We start from the raw sequence: 17,476 nt of genomic DNA, 5'->3' as shown, positions 1-17,476 counted from the left end.
CATGGACATGCAAACATCGTTTCTCGATCGACTGTTCGAAGAAGGCCTGCTGATTGAAACGGGTGTGGACGGTCTCTATGGGCGTAGCGGCCAGTTCGAGGATGTGATTGCCGCATTCGAGCGGCTGATCGACCGCACTGGCGGCGCTGACGGCGCCGAAGCGATCCGTTTTCCGCCCGGCATCAACCGCGCCTACTTCGAAAAGAGCGGTTACATGAAGAGCTTCCCGCAGCTCGCCGGCACCGTCCATTCCTTCTGCGGTTGCGAGCTCGACCATGTCAGCCTGCTGAAAACCATGGATGAGGGCGGTGACTGGACCAAGGACCAGAAAGCGACAGACATCGTGCTGACGCCGGCGGCCTGCTACCCGCTTTATCCGACGATCGCCAAGCGCGGCGCGCTACCTGCCGGCGGCGGTCTCTATGACATCCAGTCCTATTGCTTCCGCCATGAACCCTCCAAGGATCCGGCCCGCCAGCAGCTTTTCCGCATGCGCGAATATGTTTGCATGGGCACCGAGTCCAACGTCACCGAGTTCCGCCAGACCTGGATGGATCGCGGCGTCGAGATGATGAAGGCGGTCGGGCTCGACGTCACCATCGATGTGGCCAACGATCCGTTCTTCGGCCGCGCCGGCAAGATGCTCGCCAACAACCAGCGCGACCAGAACCTGAAATTCGAGCTCTTGATCCCGGTCACATCGACGACCAGCCCAACAGCCTGCATGAGCTTCAACTATCACCAAGATGCCTTCGGCCAGAAATGGGGTCTGAACCTCGACAATGGCGATGTCGCCCATACCGCCTGCGTCGGTTTCGGCCTTGAGCGCATCGCGCTGGCGCTATTTGCGCATCATGGCCTCGACGTGAAGAAATGGCCTGCGAAGGTCGTGGAAACGCTCTGGGGCTGATCATTCATGCGGCAGATTTTTCCCGGTCTCGATCCCCAAAACTATGTGCAGCATCCGCTCCATTCCTCCGAGAGAATGTGGCCGGAAACCAATTGCTACATCGATTTGTGGATCGAGGTGCTGGCCTCGAAAGGCTTATCCCCGGAAGCCATGTTCGGTTTCACCCTGACACAGGATTTCGAAGGCGACCAGTTCACCTTCTTCAAGGTGCCGCTGGAAGATCTCGAAGCACTTTATGGCGTTCGCGCCACCGAACTTGCGATCTTCGACAGGGTGGAAAACCACATTGAGGCGCAGCTGGAACGCGGCCGCATCTGCCTGATCGAGATGGACAGCTTCTATATGCCCGATACCCATGGGGTGGGCTACCAGAAGGAACACGGCAAGACCACCATCGCCATCAACCGGCTCGACCTCGAAAACCGCGAACTCGACTATTTCCACAATGCCGGCTTCTTCCACCTTGCAGGCGAAGATTTTGACGGCCTGTTCCAGCATCATCTGGCCGAGAGCGACCCGCCGTTCCTGCCCTATACCGAATTTGCGAAATTCGCGGACGGCACCCCCTCGCCCGCACATATTCGCAAGACCGCCGAACGGCTCCTGAAGTTTCATTTTTCGCGACGACCCTCCGCCAACCCGGTCAGGGCTTTCGCAAGCGTCTTTCCGGCACAGGTGGAAAAGGTTGCCGACAGGCCCTTCGGCTTTTTCCACAAATATGCCTTCAACACGCTGCGTCAGCTCGGCGCCAATTTCGAACTCTTGGCAAGCCACCTCGAGTGGCTGGACAGGGATGGACTCGCTGAAGCGCGAGATCACGCGTTGCGCATATCCGAGGTCGCCAAGACGGTGCAGTTCCAGCTTGCCCGCGCTGTTACCCGGCGCAAGTTCGATGCGCTCGCCTCGGTACTCGATCCGGCAGCGGATGCATGGGATGGCGTGATGGAAGCGCTTGCGGCCAAACTGTCTGATGCCAGCGAGGCCGCGTGAGGACCTATCTTCCCGGCGAAAGCGAGGAATTGCTGAGCGAAGGCTGGACGCTGACGCTGACGCCCGCCGATGCCTGCGAAACACCCTCCGATATTCCCGCATCGCTTGAAGGCCTTCATGTCTCCGTGCCCGGCACTGTGGCGCAGGCTCTGGAAGCCGCCGAAAAGTTCGACCGCCTTGCTCCAGAGCCTCTCAATGACAGGGATGCCTGGTATCGGCTGACGATGATTTCCGATACGCGCGAACGGGCTACACTGCGCTTCGATGGTCTCTCCACCATTGCCGAAATCTTCTTCAACGGTGAGCTGATCGCCGCAAGCCAGAGCATGTTCGAAAGGCTGGAAGTGCCTGTCGAACTGACGGGTGCGGACGAACTTTCGATCTGCTTCCGGGCGCTTGCGCCGAGACTTGAAAAAACGGGGCCCCGCGCCCGCTGGCGGCCGCAGATGATGAATACGCAGGGCTTGCGGCTGATCCGCACCACTGCACTGGGTTACATGCCCGGCTGGTGCCCGGAAATCCACGCCGCCGGCCCCTGGCGACCCATCAGCCTCGTAAGGCAGGACGGAGTGCTCTGCACGCTCCGGTCTTCGCTGGACGGGGACGGAGCAGGAACAGTCAGCATCGTGCTGCAAAGCAACCGCCCGATAAAATCGGCAAGGCTCGGCTGCGCTGGTTACAGCGCCGATCTCTCTCCGGACGAGGACGGCAAGTTTTCCGGCGAACTGCGCATATCCGATGTCGAGCAATGGTGGCCGCATACCCATGGCAGGCCGGCTCTGCATGAGGTCGTCCTTGAGCTGGACGGCACTCAACATCACCTTGGGCGCACGGGCTTTCGGCAAGTCGAGATCGATTACGGCGAAGACGGCAACGGTTTCGGCCTCAAGGTGAACGGTCAGCCGGTCTTCTGCCGCGGTGCGGTCTGGACGACGGCCGACATTGTGCGCCTGCCGGGAACAGGGCCGGACTACGAGCCATGGCTTAGAAAAGCCGCGGAAGCCGGCATGAACATGATCCGCATCGGCGGCACCATGGCCTATGAGACGCCGGAATTCTTCGCGCTTTGCGACGAGATTGGCATCATGGTCTGGCAGGACGCCATGCTCGCCAATTTCGATTACCCGGCAAAGGACGAGGGCCTGCGCCAGCATATCGTTACGGAAATCTCGCAGTTCCTGGAAGCCACCGCGCTTTCTCCATCGCTTGCCGTTTTCTGCGGCGGCAGTGAAATGTACCAGCAGGGCGCAATGCTCGGCCTGCCGGAGCAGATATGGAAGGGAACGCTCACCGAGGAGGTTCTGCCGGAACTCGTCGCCGAGAAGCGGCCAGATGCAGCCTATGTCGCCAATTCTCCTTCCGGCGGTGCATTGCCCTTCTTTCCCAACGCCGGGGTCGGCCATTATTACGGCGTGGGCGCCTATTGCCGCCCGCTGGAAGATGTCCGCCGCGCCAATCTGCGCTTTGCCGCCGAGTGCCTCGCCTTCGCCAATATTCCCGAACAGGAAACGCTGGACAGATACCTTCCCGGCGTCGCCGTGCATGATCCAAGATGGAAGGCCCGCGCACCGCGCGATCGTGGCGCCTCCTGGGATTTCGAGGATGTACGCGATCACTATCTGAAACTGCTCTACGACGTCGAACCGGACGTGCTGCGTCGCGCAGATGGCAGCCTTTATCTCGACATGTCCCGGGCCGCAACGGCCGAGGTCATGGAGGCGACTTTTACCGAATGGCGGCGCAGCGGCTCCTCCTGTCAGGGCGCTCTGGTCTGGACCCTGCAGGATCTCGTTCCCGGCGCGGGCTGGGGCATCATCGATGCGACCGGCAGGCCGAAATCCGTGTGGCATGCACTGAAAAGGGCGTTCCGTCCCATTCAGGTCAGCCTTTCAGATGAGGGCACGAACGGGCTGGATATCCATCTCATCAACGAGACCGGCGGCGGCTTTGAATCCATGCTGGAACTGACCTGCCTGCGCGAAGGTGTGCAACCCGTCGTTCACGCCAAACGACCGCTCACGCTTTTGCCGCGGCAGGGCCAGACGATTGCCGCAACAGATTTGTTCGGCGCCTTTTTCGATACGACCTATACCTATCGTTTCGGCCCTCCATCCCATGATGTAACGGTCGCCAGGCTTCGCGACGTTGCGACGGGACATGTCATCGCCGACGCGTTCCATTTCCCTCTCGGCCGTAAAAAGGCGCTGCACGCCGCGAACCTTCAGGTCGCGCTCAGCGGAACGAGCGGCAGCTGGTCTCTCGAAATCGGCACGGACCGGCTGGCGCAGTCTGTCCATGTCGAGGTGCAGGGTTACGACGCTTCAGAAAACTGGTTCCATCTCGGCCCCGGAGAAACCAGAAAAATCGACCTTGTGCCGGAGACTGCGATGACCGAAACACCGCCTTCCGGAGAGGTTCTGTCACTGGGTTCCAGCCGGCGATTTTCCTTCTAGGGCAAGCCGCTTCACCGTATTGATGTACATCTTCCTGGCTTCCGGCGTGGAGAGATTGTGATCGGCATCGGGAATAATGGTCAGCGACACGTTCTGATAGGCTGACAGTCCTTCGCCATGGGCATCGAAATAATATTGAAAGTGCTCCAGACCATCGTCGTTGTCGCTGTAGAGCAGATGAACGGCGGTATCATTCGCCTTCAATTTGTCGAACGCCCCATAAACGGCACGCCCTTCCTCGCTGCCCCTGCGAAACAGTCTTGCCGTTTTTGTCGAAAGCCTCTTGATCGTCGCCTTGATGATATTCAGCCCCGCACTCGCCACATCGACATCACCGCTGATGAGACGCTTGAATGTCGCGCCCTGGCGAAAGCGCTGGCTGTATTCCCCGAAGGAACGCGGCCGTTTATGCAAGGCCTCATCCACCGAGCGGCCTTTGCGCCAATGGAAGACCACCGGATTGACCGCGACCACCGCACCGATCCGCTCATCGGCGACTGCGCCGTTGAAGGCGAGGTAAGCGCCGCTGCACCGGCCCGCCGCAATGACAGGCCCCTTGCCGCGCTTGCCGAGAAAATCGAGCGCGGCAGCCACGTCGTCATTCTGCGCGACATCGTAAAGAACCTGCTCGGGCACATTTTTGACCGGAGGGCTATCGGCAATATTGGCCGCGTCGAAGCGAAGCGATGCCACACCCTCACGCGCCAATGCACGGGCCATCTGCACGGAAAGCCTGCCCCAGCCCGCATGCCGGTCATAGGCGGCGCCGAGCAGAAGAACCGAAGAAACCACCTCCCGGCCGTCCGGCCCGCAAAACACGCCGAAAAGCCGTCCGCCGTCTCCAAACTGCACCGGCTGCTCGACAAAACCGTGACCGCGCTGCGGGGCATTGAGGGTGAAATCCTCCAGAAGCATCGCCGCACTCTCGGCGTGGGTCTGAGAGAGAACCCAATCGACCAGCCGATTGACCACATCGTCGGATATTTTCGAGAGGGTAGGGCTGGAGACGAGCTCGTCGTAACCCGAAAACTCCGCCTCCTCCACCTTAGCGCCGATCGTGGCTAGATGTTTGGCGAAATCGGCATCGGTCACGCGGCCCGGTCGGGAGAGAGCCAGAATGGTGCGCGCCGGAGCAACCGCGAGATTGGAAAGGCTGGTCTTCCTGATCGCATCCGCAACACCCGCAGGCATGGCCATGCCGGCAATTGATCCCGCTTCCGTCATACGTTGCGCGGGCCGAAGGCCTAAACCATCGTCGATCATCGACGACCACATTGCCAGCTCACGCAGATAGGCGCGGCCGGACACGACAGGCGCCAGAAACGCCATGGAACCCGCTTCGGCCACATCGGCAAACGCCTGTGCCGCTATCAGGCAACCGAGGCCCTGAGCGACGACCACCACCTTGGTACAGCCGGAAAGACGCTTCAGACAGTTGAGCGCCGCGCGCGCATCCGAAACCCAGTCTGCCGCGCGGCCCGCATCATCAGGGTCAAGCGCGTCGCCCGCGCCGAGATAGTCAAATCGAAGGCTAGCGACACCGCAAGCGGCGAGCCGCTCGGCCAGTACCCGTTGAAACTTGCGGCTGCAGAGCTCCTCCATGCCCCATGGGCTGACGAAAAGAACGGCATGGCCTTGTCTGACTTGCTTGTGCGCCGGATGGAAAATCCCGGTGAGCCCGTCAAAAGAAACCGGATGCGCAACCGCCCCATGCGAGGCAATGCCGGAAAGCGACAATGCATCAAGGGACGGATCGCTGCCTGCACGCTCTGAAATATCTATCGCCATCGACCTTGCCATCATTGCGCCAGTGTCTGGCTCAACCCTTGCGGGATCATTGCATCGAAGCGTCTTAACGCCTGATCTACAATAAAAACAACAATATTAGAGAAGTCTAAAAATATAGTCGCATTTATATCCCTTGTCGCCCACACGTTGCAAAAACAAAAGCGGGGGTGACGGAGAAGTCTCGGCAGGGCCGCTATTTTGCTCGAAACCGCTTGAATATACTGATAAATAGCGAGTCCCACACCTATTTGCAGGAGGAGGTTGCGCCACCCGGCCACCGGATCGTCTAGACACCGCGCAAACCAACACGCCGGGCCTCGCCCGCCAGGTCATAGAAGTTTTATATGGAACAAAGCCTTACGCGTTATATCTGGTCGCACACGAGGCGGCAGCAGCTTTTCATTCTGCTGATCGTGGCCCTGTCGATGATCCCCTATTTCCTCGCCTTCGATCTGCCCAAGCAGATCGTCAACGGCCCAATTCAGGGGGATGGTTTCGAAGGGGCGAATGCGACGCAGCTTTTCATGCATCTCACGGTCGATATTCCCTATTGGGGCACCGTGACATTATTCCCCGGGCTTGAGCTCAACCGCATGTCGATGCTGATGGCGCTCAGCCTGACCTTCCTTGCGCTTGTCGTCATCAACGGTCTCTTCAAATATTACATCAATACCTTCAAGGGTCGCCTCGGTGAGCGACTTCTGCGGCGTATCCGCTTCGAGCTCATAGACAAGATTTTGCGGTTCCCACCCTCCCATTTCAAACGGGTCAAGGGCGCTGAAATCTCCAGCATGGTGAAGGACGAGGTTGAGCCGCTCGGCGGCTTTACCGGCGACGCCTTCGTGCAGCCGGCCCTTCTCGGCGGCCAGGCGCTCTCCGCGCTCTTCTTCATTCTCGTGCAGAATTTCTGGCTGGGCCTGATCGCAGCTTTCATGGCCGCGATCCAGGTGGGCATCATTCCCAAAATGCGCCGCCGCCTCATCGAGCTCGGCCGCCAGCGGCAGCTGAGCGCCCGCCAGCTTGCCGGACGCATCGGCGAAATGGTTGACGGTATCGGCACAATTCACGCCTATGACACCTCCAATTACGAGCGCGCGGATGCCTCGCATCGCCTCGGCGACATCTTCAAGATCCGCTACGACCTCTACCAGTGGAAGTTTCTGGTCAAATTCATCAATAACTTCCTCGCGCAGCTGACGCCTTTCTTCTTTTATGCGCTTGGCGGGTATCTCACCCTGAAGGGCAGTCTCGATGTCGGGCAGCTGGTCGCCGTCATCAATGCCTATAAGGAACTGCCGGGACCGCTTAAAGAACTGATCGACTGGGATCAGGCGCGCCAGGATGTGCAGGTGAAATACGAGCAGGTTTTTGAGCAGTTCGATGCCCCTAACATGATCGAAGAGAAGGTGCAGAAACTGTCTCCCGGCACCGTTGCTGCAATCAGCGCCCCGATCGTCGTCGCCAATCTGACGCTCGAGGATGATAGCGGCAGCCGGCTTCTGGAACAGGCATCGCTGAAGGTCGAGCCGGGTGAGGTGATCGCCATCGTCGGCGGCTCGGGCGCCGAGGCGCTGGCGGATGCGATCGGCCGCACGCTCTGGCCAACCTCTGGCAAGATCAGCATCAACGACGTCGACATATTGGAACTGCCGGAATCGCTCACCGGGCGGCGCATTTCCTATGTCTCCTCGGACAGTTACTTCTTCCACGCCAGCCTGAAGGACAATCTGCTTTACGGCCTCAAACACGCCCCGCTTGCCGACAGGGACTATGAGGGCGCAGCGCTGGAACACCGCAAGTGGGAAATCCGCGAAGCCAAGATGGCGGGAAATCCGCTGATCGATATCAACAGCGAATGGATCGATTACGCTTCAAGCCCGGCCGGCGACGGCAAACCGGAAAATCTTATCCAGGCCATTCTCGCCGTCCTCGACAGCGTGGAACTCTCACAGGATATTCTGGAATTTGCGCTGCGTTCGTCGATCGATCCTTTGACCGACCTGCATCTTGCCGCCCGCATCGTGGAGTTGCGGCATGTCCTGCGGGCCGAACTGGAGAAGGAAAATCTGAGCGGCCTCATCGCTCCCTTTGAACTGGAGAGCTACAACAGCGAGGCGACGGTCGGTGAAAACCTTCTGTTCGGCACCATGCGGGATTCGTCCCAGACGATCAGAATCGTCATCGAAAGCGACTATTTCCGCTCCCTGATGCGCGAAACCGGTCTCGTCAAAACCCTGTTCGAAATGGGTTACACGATTGCCGAAAACATCGTGGAAATCTTTGCCGACCTGCCGGGAGATCACCCCTTCTTCCAGCAGCTCACCTTCATGACCCCCGATGACATTCCAGTCTATCAGCAGATGCTGCAGCGGCTTCAGGGAAAGAGTTTCGACGAGGCCAATGAAAGCGAAAAGCGCGCAATGCTGCGGCTCAGCTTCTTCTACATCGAGCCTCGCCAGCGTTTCGGTCTGCTGTCGCCGGAGATCATGAACCGGATCGTCGAAGTCCGGCATATGTTCCATGAGAACCTGCCCGACAGCTTGAAAAACGTGATCGAAATCTACGATCCGACCAAATATATGAGCGCCACCAGCCTTCTGGACAACATCCTCTTCGGCAAGGTCAGCCATCGTTACACCGACGCCTCGCGGCGCATCACCCGCATCGTGGCCGATGTCATGCGCAAGCAGGGTGTTTATGAGCGCGTGCTGGCGGTGGGTCTGGACTTCAACCTTGGCGCCGGCGGCAAACGGCTTGGCCCGCTCCAGCGCCAGAAGCTCAATCTCGCGCGGGCGCTGATCCGCAAATCCGATTATTACGTCTTTAACCGCCCTCTTCCCGGCCTCGACCCCCGACAGCAGGAGGAAATTGTCGAACGGGTCATCACACTCCTGAAACAGAACAACAATAACCCGTCGATCATATGGGTTCTGTCGAATGCGACGCTCTCTCGCATGTTCGAGCGAGTGATCGTTGTTCATCAGGGTCTGATCACCGCCGACGGAAGTTACGAGACTCTCGCCGAGGAAAACGGTACATTCAAGGACATGGTCGCAACATAAGTCCAAGAAGGTGACCGAGGTGGAACAAGAACAGGGTAAGTCAATGCTGTTTAAAGACGAAATTCAAATGCTGAAAAGGGTCCCGTTTTTTTCGGAAATGGAACCGTCAAAGCTCAAACTACTCGCATTCGCGTCCGACCGAGTATCCTATCATGCTGGCGACGTACTGTTTCATCAGGGAGATGTCGGCGATGCGGCCTATGTTCTCTTGACCGGAAAAGTCGACGTTCTCGTCGATTCCCCTTCTGGCACCCTGAAAGTGGCCGAAATGACCGGTAACGCCATTGTCGGCGAAATCGCAATCCTCTGTGATAGCGTCAGGACAGCGACCATTCGCGCCTCCACCAATGTGGAAGCCCTGCGCATCGGCAAGGAACAGTTCTTCAAGCTCATGTCCGATTTCCCTGATATCACCATCAAGGTCATGCGTGTTCTCGCCGAACGCCTCACCCAGACGACGGCGGAACTGAGCAAAGCGCGAACGAGCGCCAGGACATAAACGGCAATTCCTTGCTACCGTGAATGGCGATATTGGAAAAATAAATGTCGTACTATTGCAATATAAATGAAATGCTGACTGAATAAGGGGTAAAGGCTTCCGCCAGAAACGAGCGGATATAAGAATCGATAGAGACAACGGGCTTCATGGGAGGAAAGCGTGCAAGATTCCGTTGTTATTGGGGTGTGTCATGGCGTTCGATTCCGACACAGCAAGTCGGGAAAGTAATAGAAATTTTCGGGTAAAAATCTGGGGTGCGCGGGGAACGCTTCCTGTTTCAGGTGAAAACTTCCGAAAATACGGCGGAAATACCATCTGCATCGAGGTAAGATGCGGCGATCACGTTCTTTTGTTCGATGCGGGTTCGGGCTTGCATCCCGCTGGCCTTGCCTTGCGGGCAGAAGGCATTACCGACGTCAACCTGTTCTTCTCGCATTGCCATTACGACCACATTGTCGGCTTCCCCTATTTCAAGCCCTTTTATAACAGCTCCAACGATGTCGCCATCTGGTCGGGCCACCTTGCCGGCACCATGACGACCCGGGAAATGCTCAAGGATTTCATGAGCCCGCCCTGGTTCCCCGTGCCGCTGGAGATCTGTTGTGCCAAGATCGCGACACGGGACTTCCTGCCCGGCGATGCGCTCGATGTGCATCCCGGCCTTTCGATCAGAACCGGAATGCTCAATCATCCCGGCAACGCCATCGGATACCGGCTGGACTGGGAAGGAAAATCCCTTGCCATCATCACCGACACCGAACATGAGCCGGGCAGCATCGACGAAACCGTGCTCGACCTGATCAGGGATGTCGATCTTTTCCTCTATGACGCCATGTTCACCGATGAGGAAATGGGCCTTTATCGCGGTTATGGCCATTCGTCCTGGCAAGAGGCGATCCGCCTCGCCAAACGCGCCGGCGCAAAAAATGTGGGCTTTATCCACCACGCCCCCAGCCGCAGCGACGAGGAACTGGACAACATCGAAAAACAGGCAAAGGCCCTGTTCAGCGGTGCATTTGCGGCCATGGACGGCCAGATCATCGAACTCTGATCGTAATTTGGCGCCGGCGAAGATTTAATCTTTCCGACCGTTTTTTCGAAGCCCTGATTCAACATTTTTTGCACGCGGGCATTCGAACACGCACAATTGACTGTTTGCGATCAATTGCTCCACGATATTGCCACGAGGCGCCCTGCACTAAGGGCGCCACCACATACTACATGATGATTCTGCGCCGATGACCACATGATGGGATTTGCATGATCCGTTTCTTTTCGGAGACCAATTTGAGACGCGCCCGGATTTTATCCGGTCTCATCATATTTGCTTTCGTATTTTCCCATCTTTTCAATCACTCCCTCGCGCTCATCTCCATCGATACCGCCGAACGGGCGCGAAAATGGTTCAGCCTGATCTGGCTCAATCCCGTCAGCAGCCTGCTTTTTTATGGTTCGGTTGTCGTGCACGTCTGCCTTGTTCTGCGCTCGCTTTATCAGCGCAGAACGTTGCGCATGCCGCTTCGCGAAGCGCTCCAGGTCATTTTCGGCCTGTCGATCCCGTTTCTGATCATCGGCCATGCCGTCAATATCCGCGTATCGCACATGCTCTATGGCATCGACGTCGGTTATTATTCGGTTATCCGCCGCCTGTGGATCAACAATCCCGTCAGCGGCGCATGGCAGAGCCTTGCATTGGTCGTGATCTGGATCCACGGATGCATCGGCCTTTATTTCTGGCTGCGTTATCGCGACTGGTATCCGAAAATCGCCGGGCTCTTCATGACAGTGGCGGTGACGCTGCCGCTTCTGGCCTTGCTGGGTTTCAGCGATGCGGGCCGCTGGCTGGAGGAAATCGATCGGAAATACGCGCTTCCTCCCGGGCTCTCGGATTACGCCATCCAGAGAGACGAACTCCCGCTGCAAAGGGAGATGGAAACGCGAATCCGGTTCATTACCAGCACGACCGAAGCGCTTTTTGCCGGCGCAGTCATGCTGGTCTTCGTGTTGCGCGGCGTGCGCAGCTTCCGGCAACGGTTGACCGCCATCGAAATCCATTATGAACAGGGCGCACAAGCGCGCATTCCCGCCGGCTTCAGCATTCTCGAAGCCAGCAGGCTCGCGGGCATCCCGCATTACTCCGTCTGCGGCGGCAAGGGACGCTGCTCAACCTGTCGCGTCAAGGTTCTGAACAGCAAGGGCCCGCTTCCGCCACCCGGGGAGAGCGAGCAGACCACGTTGAGGCGCATCCATGCCGATTCGGATGTACGGCTCGGTTGTCAGCTGCGCCCTACGAGCGATCTCAATATCGCGCTTCTCGTTTCACCGCCCCAGCAGAGCGATCTGCCCGCGGATGCACAGCCGGCCCGGCCGGGCCGGGAAGAAGAAATCGCCATCCTCTTCTGCGATCTGCGTAACTTCACCACGCTGTCCGAAGCGAAGCTGCCCTATGATGTCGTCTTCCTTCTCAATCGCTACTTCACCATCGTGGGCCAGGCGGTCGAACAGGCCGGCGGTCATCTCGACAAATTCATCGGCGATGGCGCCATGGCCCTTTTTGGACTTGGCGAGGATGCGGACCGTGCCTGTCGAAGCGCCATGAAGGCTGCCGCAACCATATTGCGGGATATCGCCATCCTGAACGAGGGGCTGGAGAAACAATTCGCCGTCCGCCTGGAAGTGGTGGTCGGCATTCACTCCGGCCCGAGCATCGTCGGCGTGATGGGATATGGCGCGGCAAAAACCCTGACGGCCATAGGCGACACCGTTAACGTGGCAAGCAGGCTCGAATCCAAGGCAAAGGAGTTCGGCGCCGCCATCGTCGTTTCCGAACCGGCCATCATTCAGGCGGGACAGGAGATTGCCGATCTCAGGAGCGAAGAAATCACCATTCGCGGCCGAAACTCGCAGATGAGGGTCTTCCTGCTCTCGAAGGAAGAGAGCGAGCGCTATTTATGATATAGCCCGAACACATCTGCGGAGCGTCCGATTTCAAATCTTGCGATAGAGAAAATAACGGTCCGTCGGCACACTTGCCGGCACCGGCAATGGCTTCAGCATGGGATGATCCAGGGGCAGGCCGCTGACCGCGAGACCGCCTTTCGCCAGCATGCCGGCTGCAAGATCGGGTAACCATGTAAGGGTAACCGCATCCTTCTCCGGATAGCCTGTGCCGATATCCGCATGCACGAAAGCCGCTTCCGTGCCGATGAAAGCCGGAGCGGTCTGCGATATTTCGCCGATCACCAGATCCTCCTGCGCCGGAACCGAGGAGGCATGTGCACCCATGGCCCTGTCGAAAGCGATGATGCGGCGATTGGGGAACAACTCCCGCAGGTGATTGAAGGTGCGCCCGTTGCCAAGGCCGATTTCCATAAGCGCCCCTTCACCCGGCAGATCGAGATCGGCTGCGACATGGTTGAGGATATCCCGCTGCGCGGTCAACCGGCGAATGAAACTATCGAGTCTGCTCATTTTATCAGGCCTTGATGATGTGTTTTGCGGCTATATCCCGACGCGCGAAAGCATTGCGTGTGTCGATGATGAGCGGCGCCCATTCGCTGAGAGCGGCATAATCCACATTGTCATGGTCAGTCGCAACGAGAACGGCGTCGAAGGCGCCGATCGCCTGCCTGTCCCACGGCACGGACTTCATGCCCATCAGATGGCTATATTCCCGGGTTTTCGGGATTTCGGCCACGTAGGGATCGAAATAGGCCGCTTCGCCGCCACGCTCCTGAATAAGCTCGATGAGCTTCAGCGAGGGGCTTTCGCGAATGTCAGGCACATTCTTTTTATAGGCGAGCCCGACAACCAGCACCTTCGAGCGGCTGAGCGCCTTGCCGGAGTGAATATCGAGCGCTTCGGCAACGCGCCCGATGACATGCCGCGGCATGCCGGTATTGATTTCACCGGCCAGTTCGATGAACCGCGTCGGCAACTCATATTCCCGCGATTTCCAGGTGAGGTAGAACGGGTCGATCGGTATGCAATGGCCGCCAAGACCCGGACCGGGATAAAACGGCATGAACCCGAACGGCTTGGTTTTCGCCGCATCGATCACTTCCCATATGTCGATACCCATCGCCTCGTAGACGACCTTGAGTTCGTTGACGAGCGCGATATTAACGGCACGGAAGACGTTTTCGGTGATTTTCACCGCTTCCGCCGTGGCATTGGTCGAAACCGGAACGATTTTTTTGACCACCGAACCATAAAAAGCCTCCATCAGCTTTCCAGCGGCCCCACCATCCCCAGCGACAACCTTCGGAATGGTCGAGGTTTCGAAATCTCGATTGCCGGGATCTTCCCGTTCAGGCGAAAAGCCAAGAAAGAAATCGACGCCGGAGACAAGCCCGGTGCTTTCCAGAATGGTCTTCACCACCCCGTCGGTGGTGCCGGGATAGGTGGTCGATTCCAGAACCACGAGCTGCCCCTTGCGCAGATGGGCGGCAATATCCCGGCAGGTCTTTTCGACATAGGAGAGATCCGGCTCGCGATATTTGGTCAGGGGCGTGGGCACGCAGATGGCGATGACATCGCATTCTGCCAGCCTGGAAAAATCCGAGGTGGCGACAAAGCCGTCACTCTGTCTCACACTTGCCAGCACCTCTTCCGAAACGGCCTCGATATAGCTGCGTCCGGCCTCGATCGCGGTAATCTTACCGGGATCGATATCGAAACCGACAACTTTGAAACCGCCCTTGGCGATCGTCATGGCAAGCGGCAGACCGACATAGCCGAGGCCGATCACCCCCGCTTTGGCGCTTCTGTTTTCAATGCTGGAAAGCAGGTTCTGGGAAATATCTGGGGAAGTCAAAGCGTGTCACGCTCCGCGCATGTGCAAAAGATGCCTTTCAGTTGGGCAAGAATGACTGACCTGTCAAGGCTCGGCCCTTTCAAATTCCGGTTGACGCCCAAGCCGCCAACAACGCAAAACCATCGCCATGAAGATCGCCTTTTATGCGCCGCTCAAATCGCCCAACCATCCCGTTCCCTCCGGTGACCGGCTGATGGCCCGTTTGCTGATGCAGGCCATGACGATGGGCGGCCACGAGGTTTCAGTCGCCTCCGAACTGCGCAGCTTCCTGAAACAGCCGGATGAACCCGCGCGGACTTCGCTTGCCGAAACGGCTGAGCGCGAAATCGAGACCATCACGCAGCGCTGGCAGCTGGAGGGCGCACCGGACCTCTGGTTTTGTTATCACCCCTATTACAAGGCCCTCGACTTGCTTGGACCGGAACTGGCCAGACGTTTCGATATCCCCTACGTCACCGCCGAGTCCTCCTATTCGCCCAAGCGCAACGGGATGGGCTGGCAGGCAGTTCAGGACCGGTTGCTGGCCGCATTGAATGCCGCATCGATCAATATCTGCTTCACTGCGCGGGATCGCGAGGGGCTTGTGCGGGCCTCTCCGGCCCTTCGATGGGCCATGCTTCCGCCCTTTATCGATGCCGGGGCCTTTCTAAAAAACGCGCCCGATCCGACCCCGGCAAAGCTGATTGCCGTCGCCATGATGCGGGCGGGTGATAAGCTCGACAGCTATCGCACCCTTGCCGAAGCACTTGCCCTTTTGCCCCAGGATATCAACTGGACGCTGGATATCGTCGGCGATGGGCCGGAACGCGCGGCCGTACAAGCCATGCTCAGCGTTTTTCCGGATCATCGCCTTGTCTGGCACGGGGAAAAAACCGCGTCCGAGATCGCCGTGCTTCTTTCAAAAGCGTCCCTTTATGTCTGGCCGGGCCATGGCGAGGCCTATGGGCTTGCCTATCTCGAAGCGCAGGCCGCCGGCCTGCCCGTCGTGGCCGAAAAAGTGGCGGGCGTTCCCGAAGTGGTAAAATCCGGCGCCACAGGATTACTGACACCGGAGAATGATAAAGCCGCTTATGCCGACGCGATTAAAACCCTGATCGGTGACGACAACAGGCGTAAAGAACTGGCAAGGGCGGCCCGGCAATTCGTCAGGAACGAACGGTCTTTGGAAAACGCCGCAAAAGAGCTGAACCATATCCTGCTGCAAGCAAAGGCGCGAAGATCATGAGTCTGGAAACACTCGTTGCGGCACTGGACGAATGTGAGCGGCGCGGCATAAAGGCCGATCTCTGGCTCAGGGACGACGATGCGGTGGAGCCGACACCGGCCCTCGACACGCTGCTTGATCTGTGCGCCGGCTTTTCCGCTCCGGTCACGCTCGCGGTCATTCCCGAGATGACGACAGACAGGCTCGCGCAGCATCTGGATGTGTCTGATATCGCCCAGGTCGCCGTCCATGGCTGGTCCCATGCGAACTATGCCGGGGAAAAAGAAAAGAAGCAGGAACTCGGATCACATCGCGATCCGGCCATCGTTCTTGATGAGTTGCAATCCGGGCTGGATAAACTCCACGACCTGCATGGCAGGCGTTTGGTGCCGATGCTCGTGCCGCCATGGAACCGCATAGATGCCGATATCGTGAAGAAATTGGCGGGCCTCGGATATCGCGCCTTGTCCGTTTTCGGCCCGGAGAAAAGCACCCTGCCGCCCTGCCTGAACACCCATATCGACGTGATCGACTGGCGCGGCAGCCGCGGTGGCCGTGACGACGGTATCCTGTTTTCCGAAACCGCCGCCCGCATCCTGAGGGCCGCAGAAAATGGCGGCGCGACCGGCATCCTCACCCATCATCTCGTGCATGACGACAATGTCTGGCGCTTCCTGAGACGGCTTTTCGAAGTGACCGCCGAACATCCAGCCGCGCGCTGGCGTTCTTCAAGGGACCTTGTCGACGAAATCTCACCATGATTTCCAGGCGATCAGCAACCCGCCCGCCTCAGTGGAAAGTTTCCGCCTGACCGCTTCCACCTCATCGAAAGCTGCGCGGTCGGGAAGAGACGCGGCGACGAAGGACGCCGGCGCGAGGCTGATGCTTCCGGCCCGGGCGATAACGGTGAATATCAAAGGGCCGGTCGACCACCAGGCAGGCGCGCGCGGCATGTCTTCGATAATCCCGGGAAAGGCCTCCAGCATCTTGCCAAAGACCGGATGTCCGGCAGGCGCAGCGATGAAGGAATTGGCAAGCAGCATGCTGCCCTGCCCCGTGTCACGCGGCGTTTTTTCGTCAAACACCGTCAGCCCCGCCAAGGGCAGGAATGTATCGAAGCTCACATCGTCCCGCGCCGGATACCAGTCACAATCGAGATAGATGCCACCAAAACGCGCCAGCAGGATATAACGGGCCACATCCACCGCGCCCGGATAATCGCCTTTGTCCAGCATGGTTTTGAAGATGCCGTTCGAAAACACGCCTTCCCGCTCAAGATCAGCCTCCCGCCAGAGGTGATAGTGGTAACCATGGTTCGAAGCGTGTGCGGCCCATGCCTCAACCGATACCGGCGGGGCGTTTTCCCCGATCCATATCTGGTGGATAAGCCTTGGCACATCCTCCCTGCTTTTCAAGCTGATTATGCGGCGCTCTTCCGGCGAAAACTGTGCATATTTTGCCAGCGCCTGCGGCGGCGGAACCAGCGTATATTGATAGCCGATCCTGGCGATCATATCACCCTCGGCCTTGGCGAGACGCAGCCTCGCCGCATGAAGCCGGCGCGGCAGGCCAAGCACCGTTTGCTCACCCATCAGGTGGCCGTCCTTTGCTGCAACCAGCGATAAGAGAAGCGCATTGGCTTCCACATATTGGCCGTCATTTTGCAACTGCCGGGCCTTGTCCAGCTGGATATCGTAATATTTCTTGTCGGACATGGATCCTCATCCAAAAACGCTCGTTAACATATCGCCAAA

13 protein-coding genes are annotated in these 17,476 nt (G+C 58.4%); 9 read left to right on the top strand and 4 right to left on the bottom strand.

What is annotated here, in order from left to right; genetic code table 11:
- Window position 1: 1 nt before the first annotated feature.
- Genes WDZ78_RS16735 through WDZ78_RS16725 form a run of 3 tightly spaced genes read left to right on the top strand, consistent with a single transcriptional unit; the run spans window position 2 to window position 4,353 of the window.
- Window positions 2-910, top strand: coding sequence for an amino acid--[acyl-carrier-protein] ligase (locus WDZ78_RS16735; protein ID WP_020010932.1), 909 nt, complete (start codon window positions 2-4; stop codon window positions 908-910).
- 6 nt (window positions 911-916) lie between these two features.
- Window positions 917-1,900 carry a DUF1839 family protein gene (locus tag WDZ78_RS16730; RefSeq protein ID WP_425673639.1) on the top strand — a complete coding sequence of 328 codons (984 nt, stop codon included), beginning with the start codon at window positions 917-919 and terminating at the stop codon, window positions 1,898-1,900.
- Window positions 1,897-4,353 (top strand): beta-mannosidase, encoded by a 2,457-nt coding sequence (locus WDZ78_RS16725; RefSeq protein WP_425673638.1) that lies wholly within the window; start codon window positions 1,897-1,899, stop codon window positions 4,351-4,353. The genes WDZ78_RS16730 and WDZ78_RS16725 overlap by 4 nt, the downstream gene beginning before the upstream one ends.
- Here WDZ78_RS16725 and WDZ78_RS16720 read toward each other — a convergent pair.
- The gene (locus tag WDZ78_RS16720) at window positions 4,321-6,141 is read right to left on the bottom strand and encodes an alpha/beta fold hydrolase (RefSeq protein WP_425673637.1); all 1,821 of its coding nucleotides are present in this window, start codon (window positions 6,139-6,141) and stop codon (window positions 4,321-4,323) included. The two genes, WDZ78_RS16725 and WDZ78_RS16720, sit on opposite strands and share 33 nt — an antisense overlap.
- A 344-nt stretch (window positions 6,142-6,485) precedes the next feature.
- On the opposite strand from WDZ78_RS16720, the gene WDZ78_RS16715 reads away from it, so the two are divergent.
- From WDZ78_RS16715 to WDZ78_RS16700, 4 genes are all read left to right on the top strand, one after another.
- Window positions 6,486-9,203, top strand: coding sequence for an ABC transporter transmembrane domain-containing protein (locus WDZ78_RS16715; protein WP_425673636.1), 2,718 nt, complete (start codon window positions 6,486-6,488; stop codon window positions 9,201-9,203).
- A 43-nt stretch (window positions 9,204-9,246) separates the two neighbouring features.
- Complete coding sequence (locus tag WDZ78_RS16710; protein WP_026363774.1) at window positions 9,247-9,702, top strand: cyclic nucleotide-binding domain-containing protein; 456 nt, start codon at window positions 9,247-9,249, stop codon at window positions 9,700-9,702.
- A 190-nt stretch (window positions 9,703-9,892) separates the two neighbouring features.
- Complete coding sequence (locus WDZ78_RS16705; protein WP_051091642.1) at window positions 9,893-10,753, top strand: MBL fold metallo-hydrolase; 861 nt, start codon at window positions 9,893-9,895, stop codon at window positions 10,751-10,753.
- Between the two features lie 209 nt (window positions 10,754-10,962).
- Window positions 10,963-12,657 (top strand): adenylate/guanylate cyclase domain-containing protein, encoded by a 1,695-nt coding sequence (locus tag WDZ78_RS16700; protein WP_020010925.1) that lies wholly within the window; start codon window positions 10,963-10,965, stop codon window positions 12,655-12,657.
- A gap of 33 nt (window positions 12,658-12,690) precedes the next feature.
- On the opposite strand, the gene WDZ78_RS16695 is transcribed toward WDZ78_RS16700, so the two are convergent.
- Window positions 12,691-13,173, bottom strand: coding sequence for a class I SAM-dependent methyltransferase (locus tag WDZ78_RS16695; RefSeq protein WP_020010924.1), 483 nt, complete (start codon window positions 13,171-13,173; stop codon window positions 12,691-12,693).
- Window positions 13,174-13,177: 4 nt separating this feature from the next.
- Entirely contained in the window at window positions 13,178-14,518 is a 1,341-nt protein-coding gene (locus tag WDZ78_RS16690; RefSeq protein WP_425673635.1) for a nucleotide sugar dehydrogenase, read from the bottom strand.
- Window positions 14,519-14,645: 127 nt separating this feature from the next.
- Between WDZ78_RS16690 and WDZ78_RS16685 the strand changes: the two genes are divergently transcribed.
- Both WDZ78_RS16685 and WDZ78_RS16680 read left to right on the top strand, forming a co-directional pair.
- Window positions 14,646-15,743 (top strand): glycosyltransferase family 4 protein, encoded by a 1,098-nt coding sequence (locus tag WDZ78_RS16685; RefSeq protein WP_425673634.1) that lies wholly within the window; start codon window positions 14,646-14,648, stop codon window positions 15,741-15,743.
- Window positions 15,740-16,483 (top strand): polysaccharide deacetylase family protein, encoded by a 744-nt coding sequence (locus tag WDZ78_RS16680; RefSeq protein ID WP_425673633.1) that lies wholly within the window; start codon window positions 15,740-15,742, stop codon window positions 16,481-16,483. The genes WDZ78_RS16685 and WDZ78_RS16680 overlap by 4 nt, the downstream gene beginning before the upstream one ends.
- Here WDZ78_RS16680 and WDZ78_RS16675 read toward each other — a convergent pair.
- Entirely contained in the window at window positions 16,475-17,437 is a 963-nt protein-coding gene (locus WDZ78_RS16675; RefSeq protein ID WP_425673632.1) for a glycosyltransferase family 32 protein, read from the bottom strand. The two genes, WDZ78_RS16680 and WDZ78_RS16675, sit on opposite strands and share 9 nt — an antisense overlap.
- Window positions 17,438-17,476 lie beyond the last annotated feature (39 nt).

Source organism: Agrobacterium sp. M50-1 (assembly GCF_049843495.1).
Taxonomy (GTDB): Bacteria; Pseudomonadota; Alphaproteobacteria; order Rhizobiales; family Rhizobiaceae; genus Agrobacterium; species Agrobacterium radiobacter.
The sequence above is the reverse complement of the archived record's forward strand: the minus strand, read 5'-3'. Positions and strand labels throughout refer to the sequence as shown.

Excerpts from the sequence above, each read along its gene's own strand:
- WDZ78_RS16695 (WP_020010924.1), bottom strand. The coding sequence starts at position 13,173 with ATGAGCAGACTCGATAGTTTCATTCGCCGGTTGACCGCGCAGCGGGAT.
- WDZ78_RS16685 (WP_425673634.1), top strand. The coding sequence starts at position 14,646 with ATGAAGATCGCCTTTTATGCGCCGCTCAAATCGCCCAACCATCCCGTT.
- WDZ78_RS16700 (WP_020010925.1), top strand. The coding sequence starts at position 10,963 with ATGATCCGTTTCTTTTCGGAGACCAATTTGAGACGCGCCCGGATTTTA.
- WDZ78_RS16675 (WP_425673632.1), bottom strand. The coding sequence starts at position 17,437 with ATGTCCGACAAGAAATATTACGATATCCAGCTGGACAAGGCCCGGCAG.
- WDZ78_RS16680 (WP_425673633.1), top strand. The coding sequence starts at position 15,740 with ATGAGTCTGGAAACACTCGTTGCGGCACTGGACGAATGTGAGCGGCGC.
- WDZ78_RS16730 (WP_425673639.1), top strand. The coding sequence starts at position 917 with ATGCGGCAGATTTTTCCCGGTCTCGATCCCCAAAACTATGTGCAGCAT.
- WDZ78_RS16715 (WP_425673636.1), top strand. The coding sequence starts at position 6,486 with ATGGAACAAAGCCTTACGCGTTATATCTGGTCGCACACGAGGCGGCAG.
- WDZ78_RS16735 (WP_020010932.1), top strand. The coding sequence starts at position 2 with ATGGACATGCAAACATCGTTTCTCGATCGACTGTTCGAAGAAGGCCTG.
- WDZ78_RS16720 (WP_425673637.1), bottom strand. The coding sequence starts at position 6,141 with ATGGCGATAGATATTTCAGAGCGTGCAGGCAGCGATCCGTCCCTTGAT.
- WDZ78_RS16710 (WP_026363774.1), top strand. The coding sequence starts at position 9,247 with ATGCTGTTTAAAGACGAAATTCAAATGCTGAAAAGGGTCCCGTTTTTT.
- WDZ78_RS16705 (WP_051091642.1), top strand. The coding sequence starts at position 9,893 with ATGGCGTTCGATTCCGACACAGCAAGTCGGGAAAGTAATAGAAATTTT.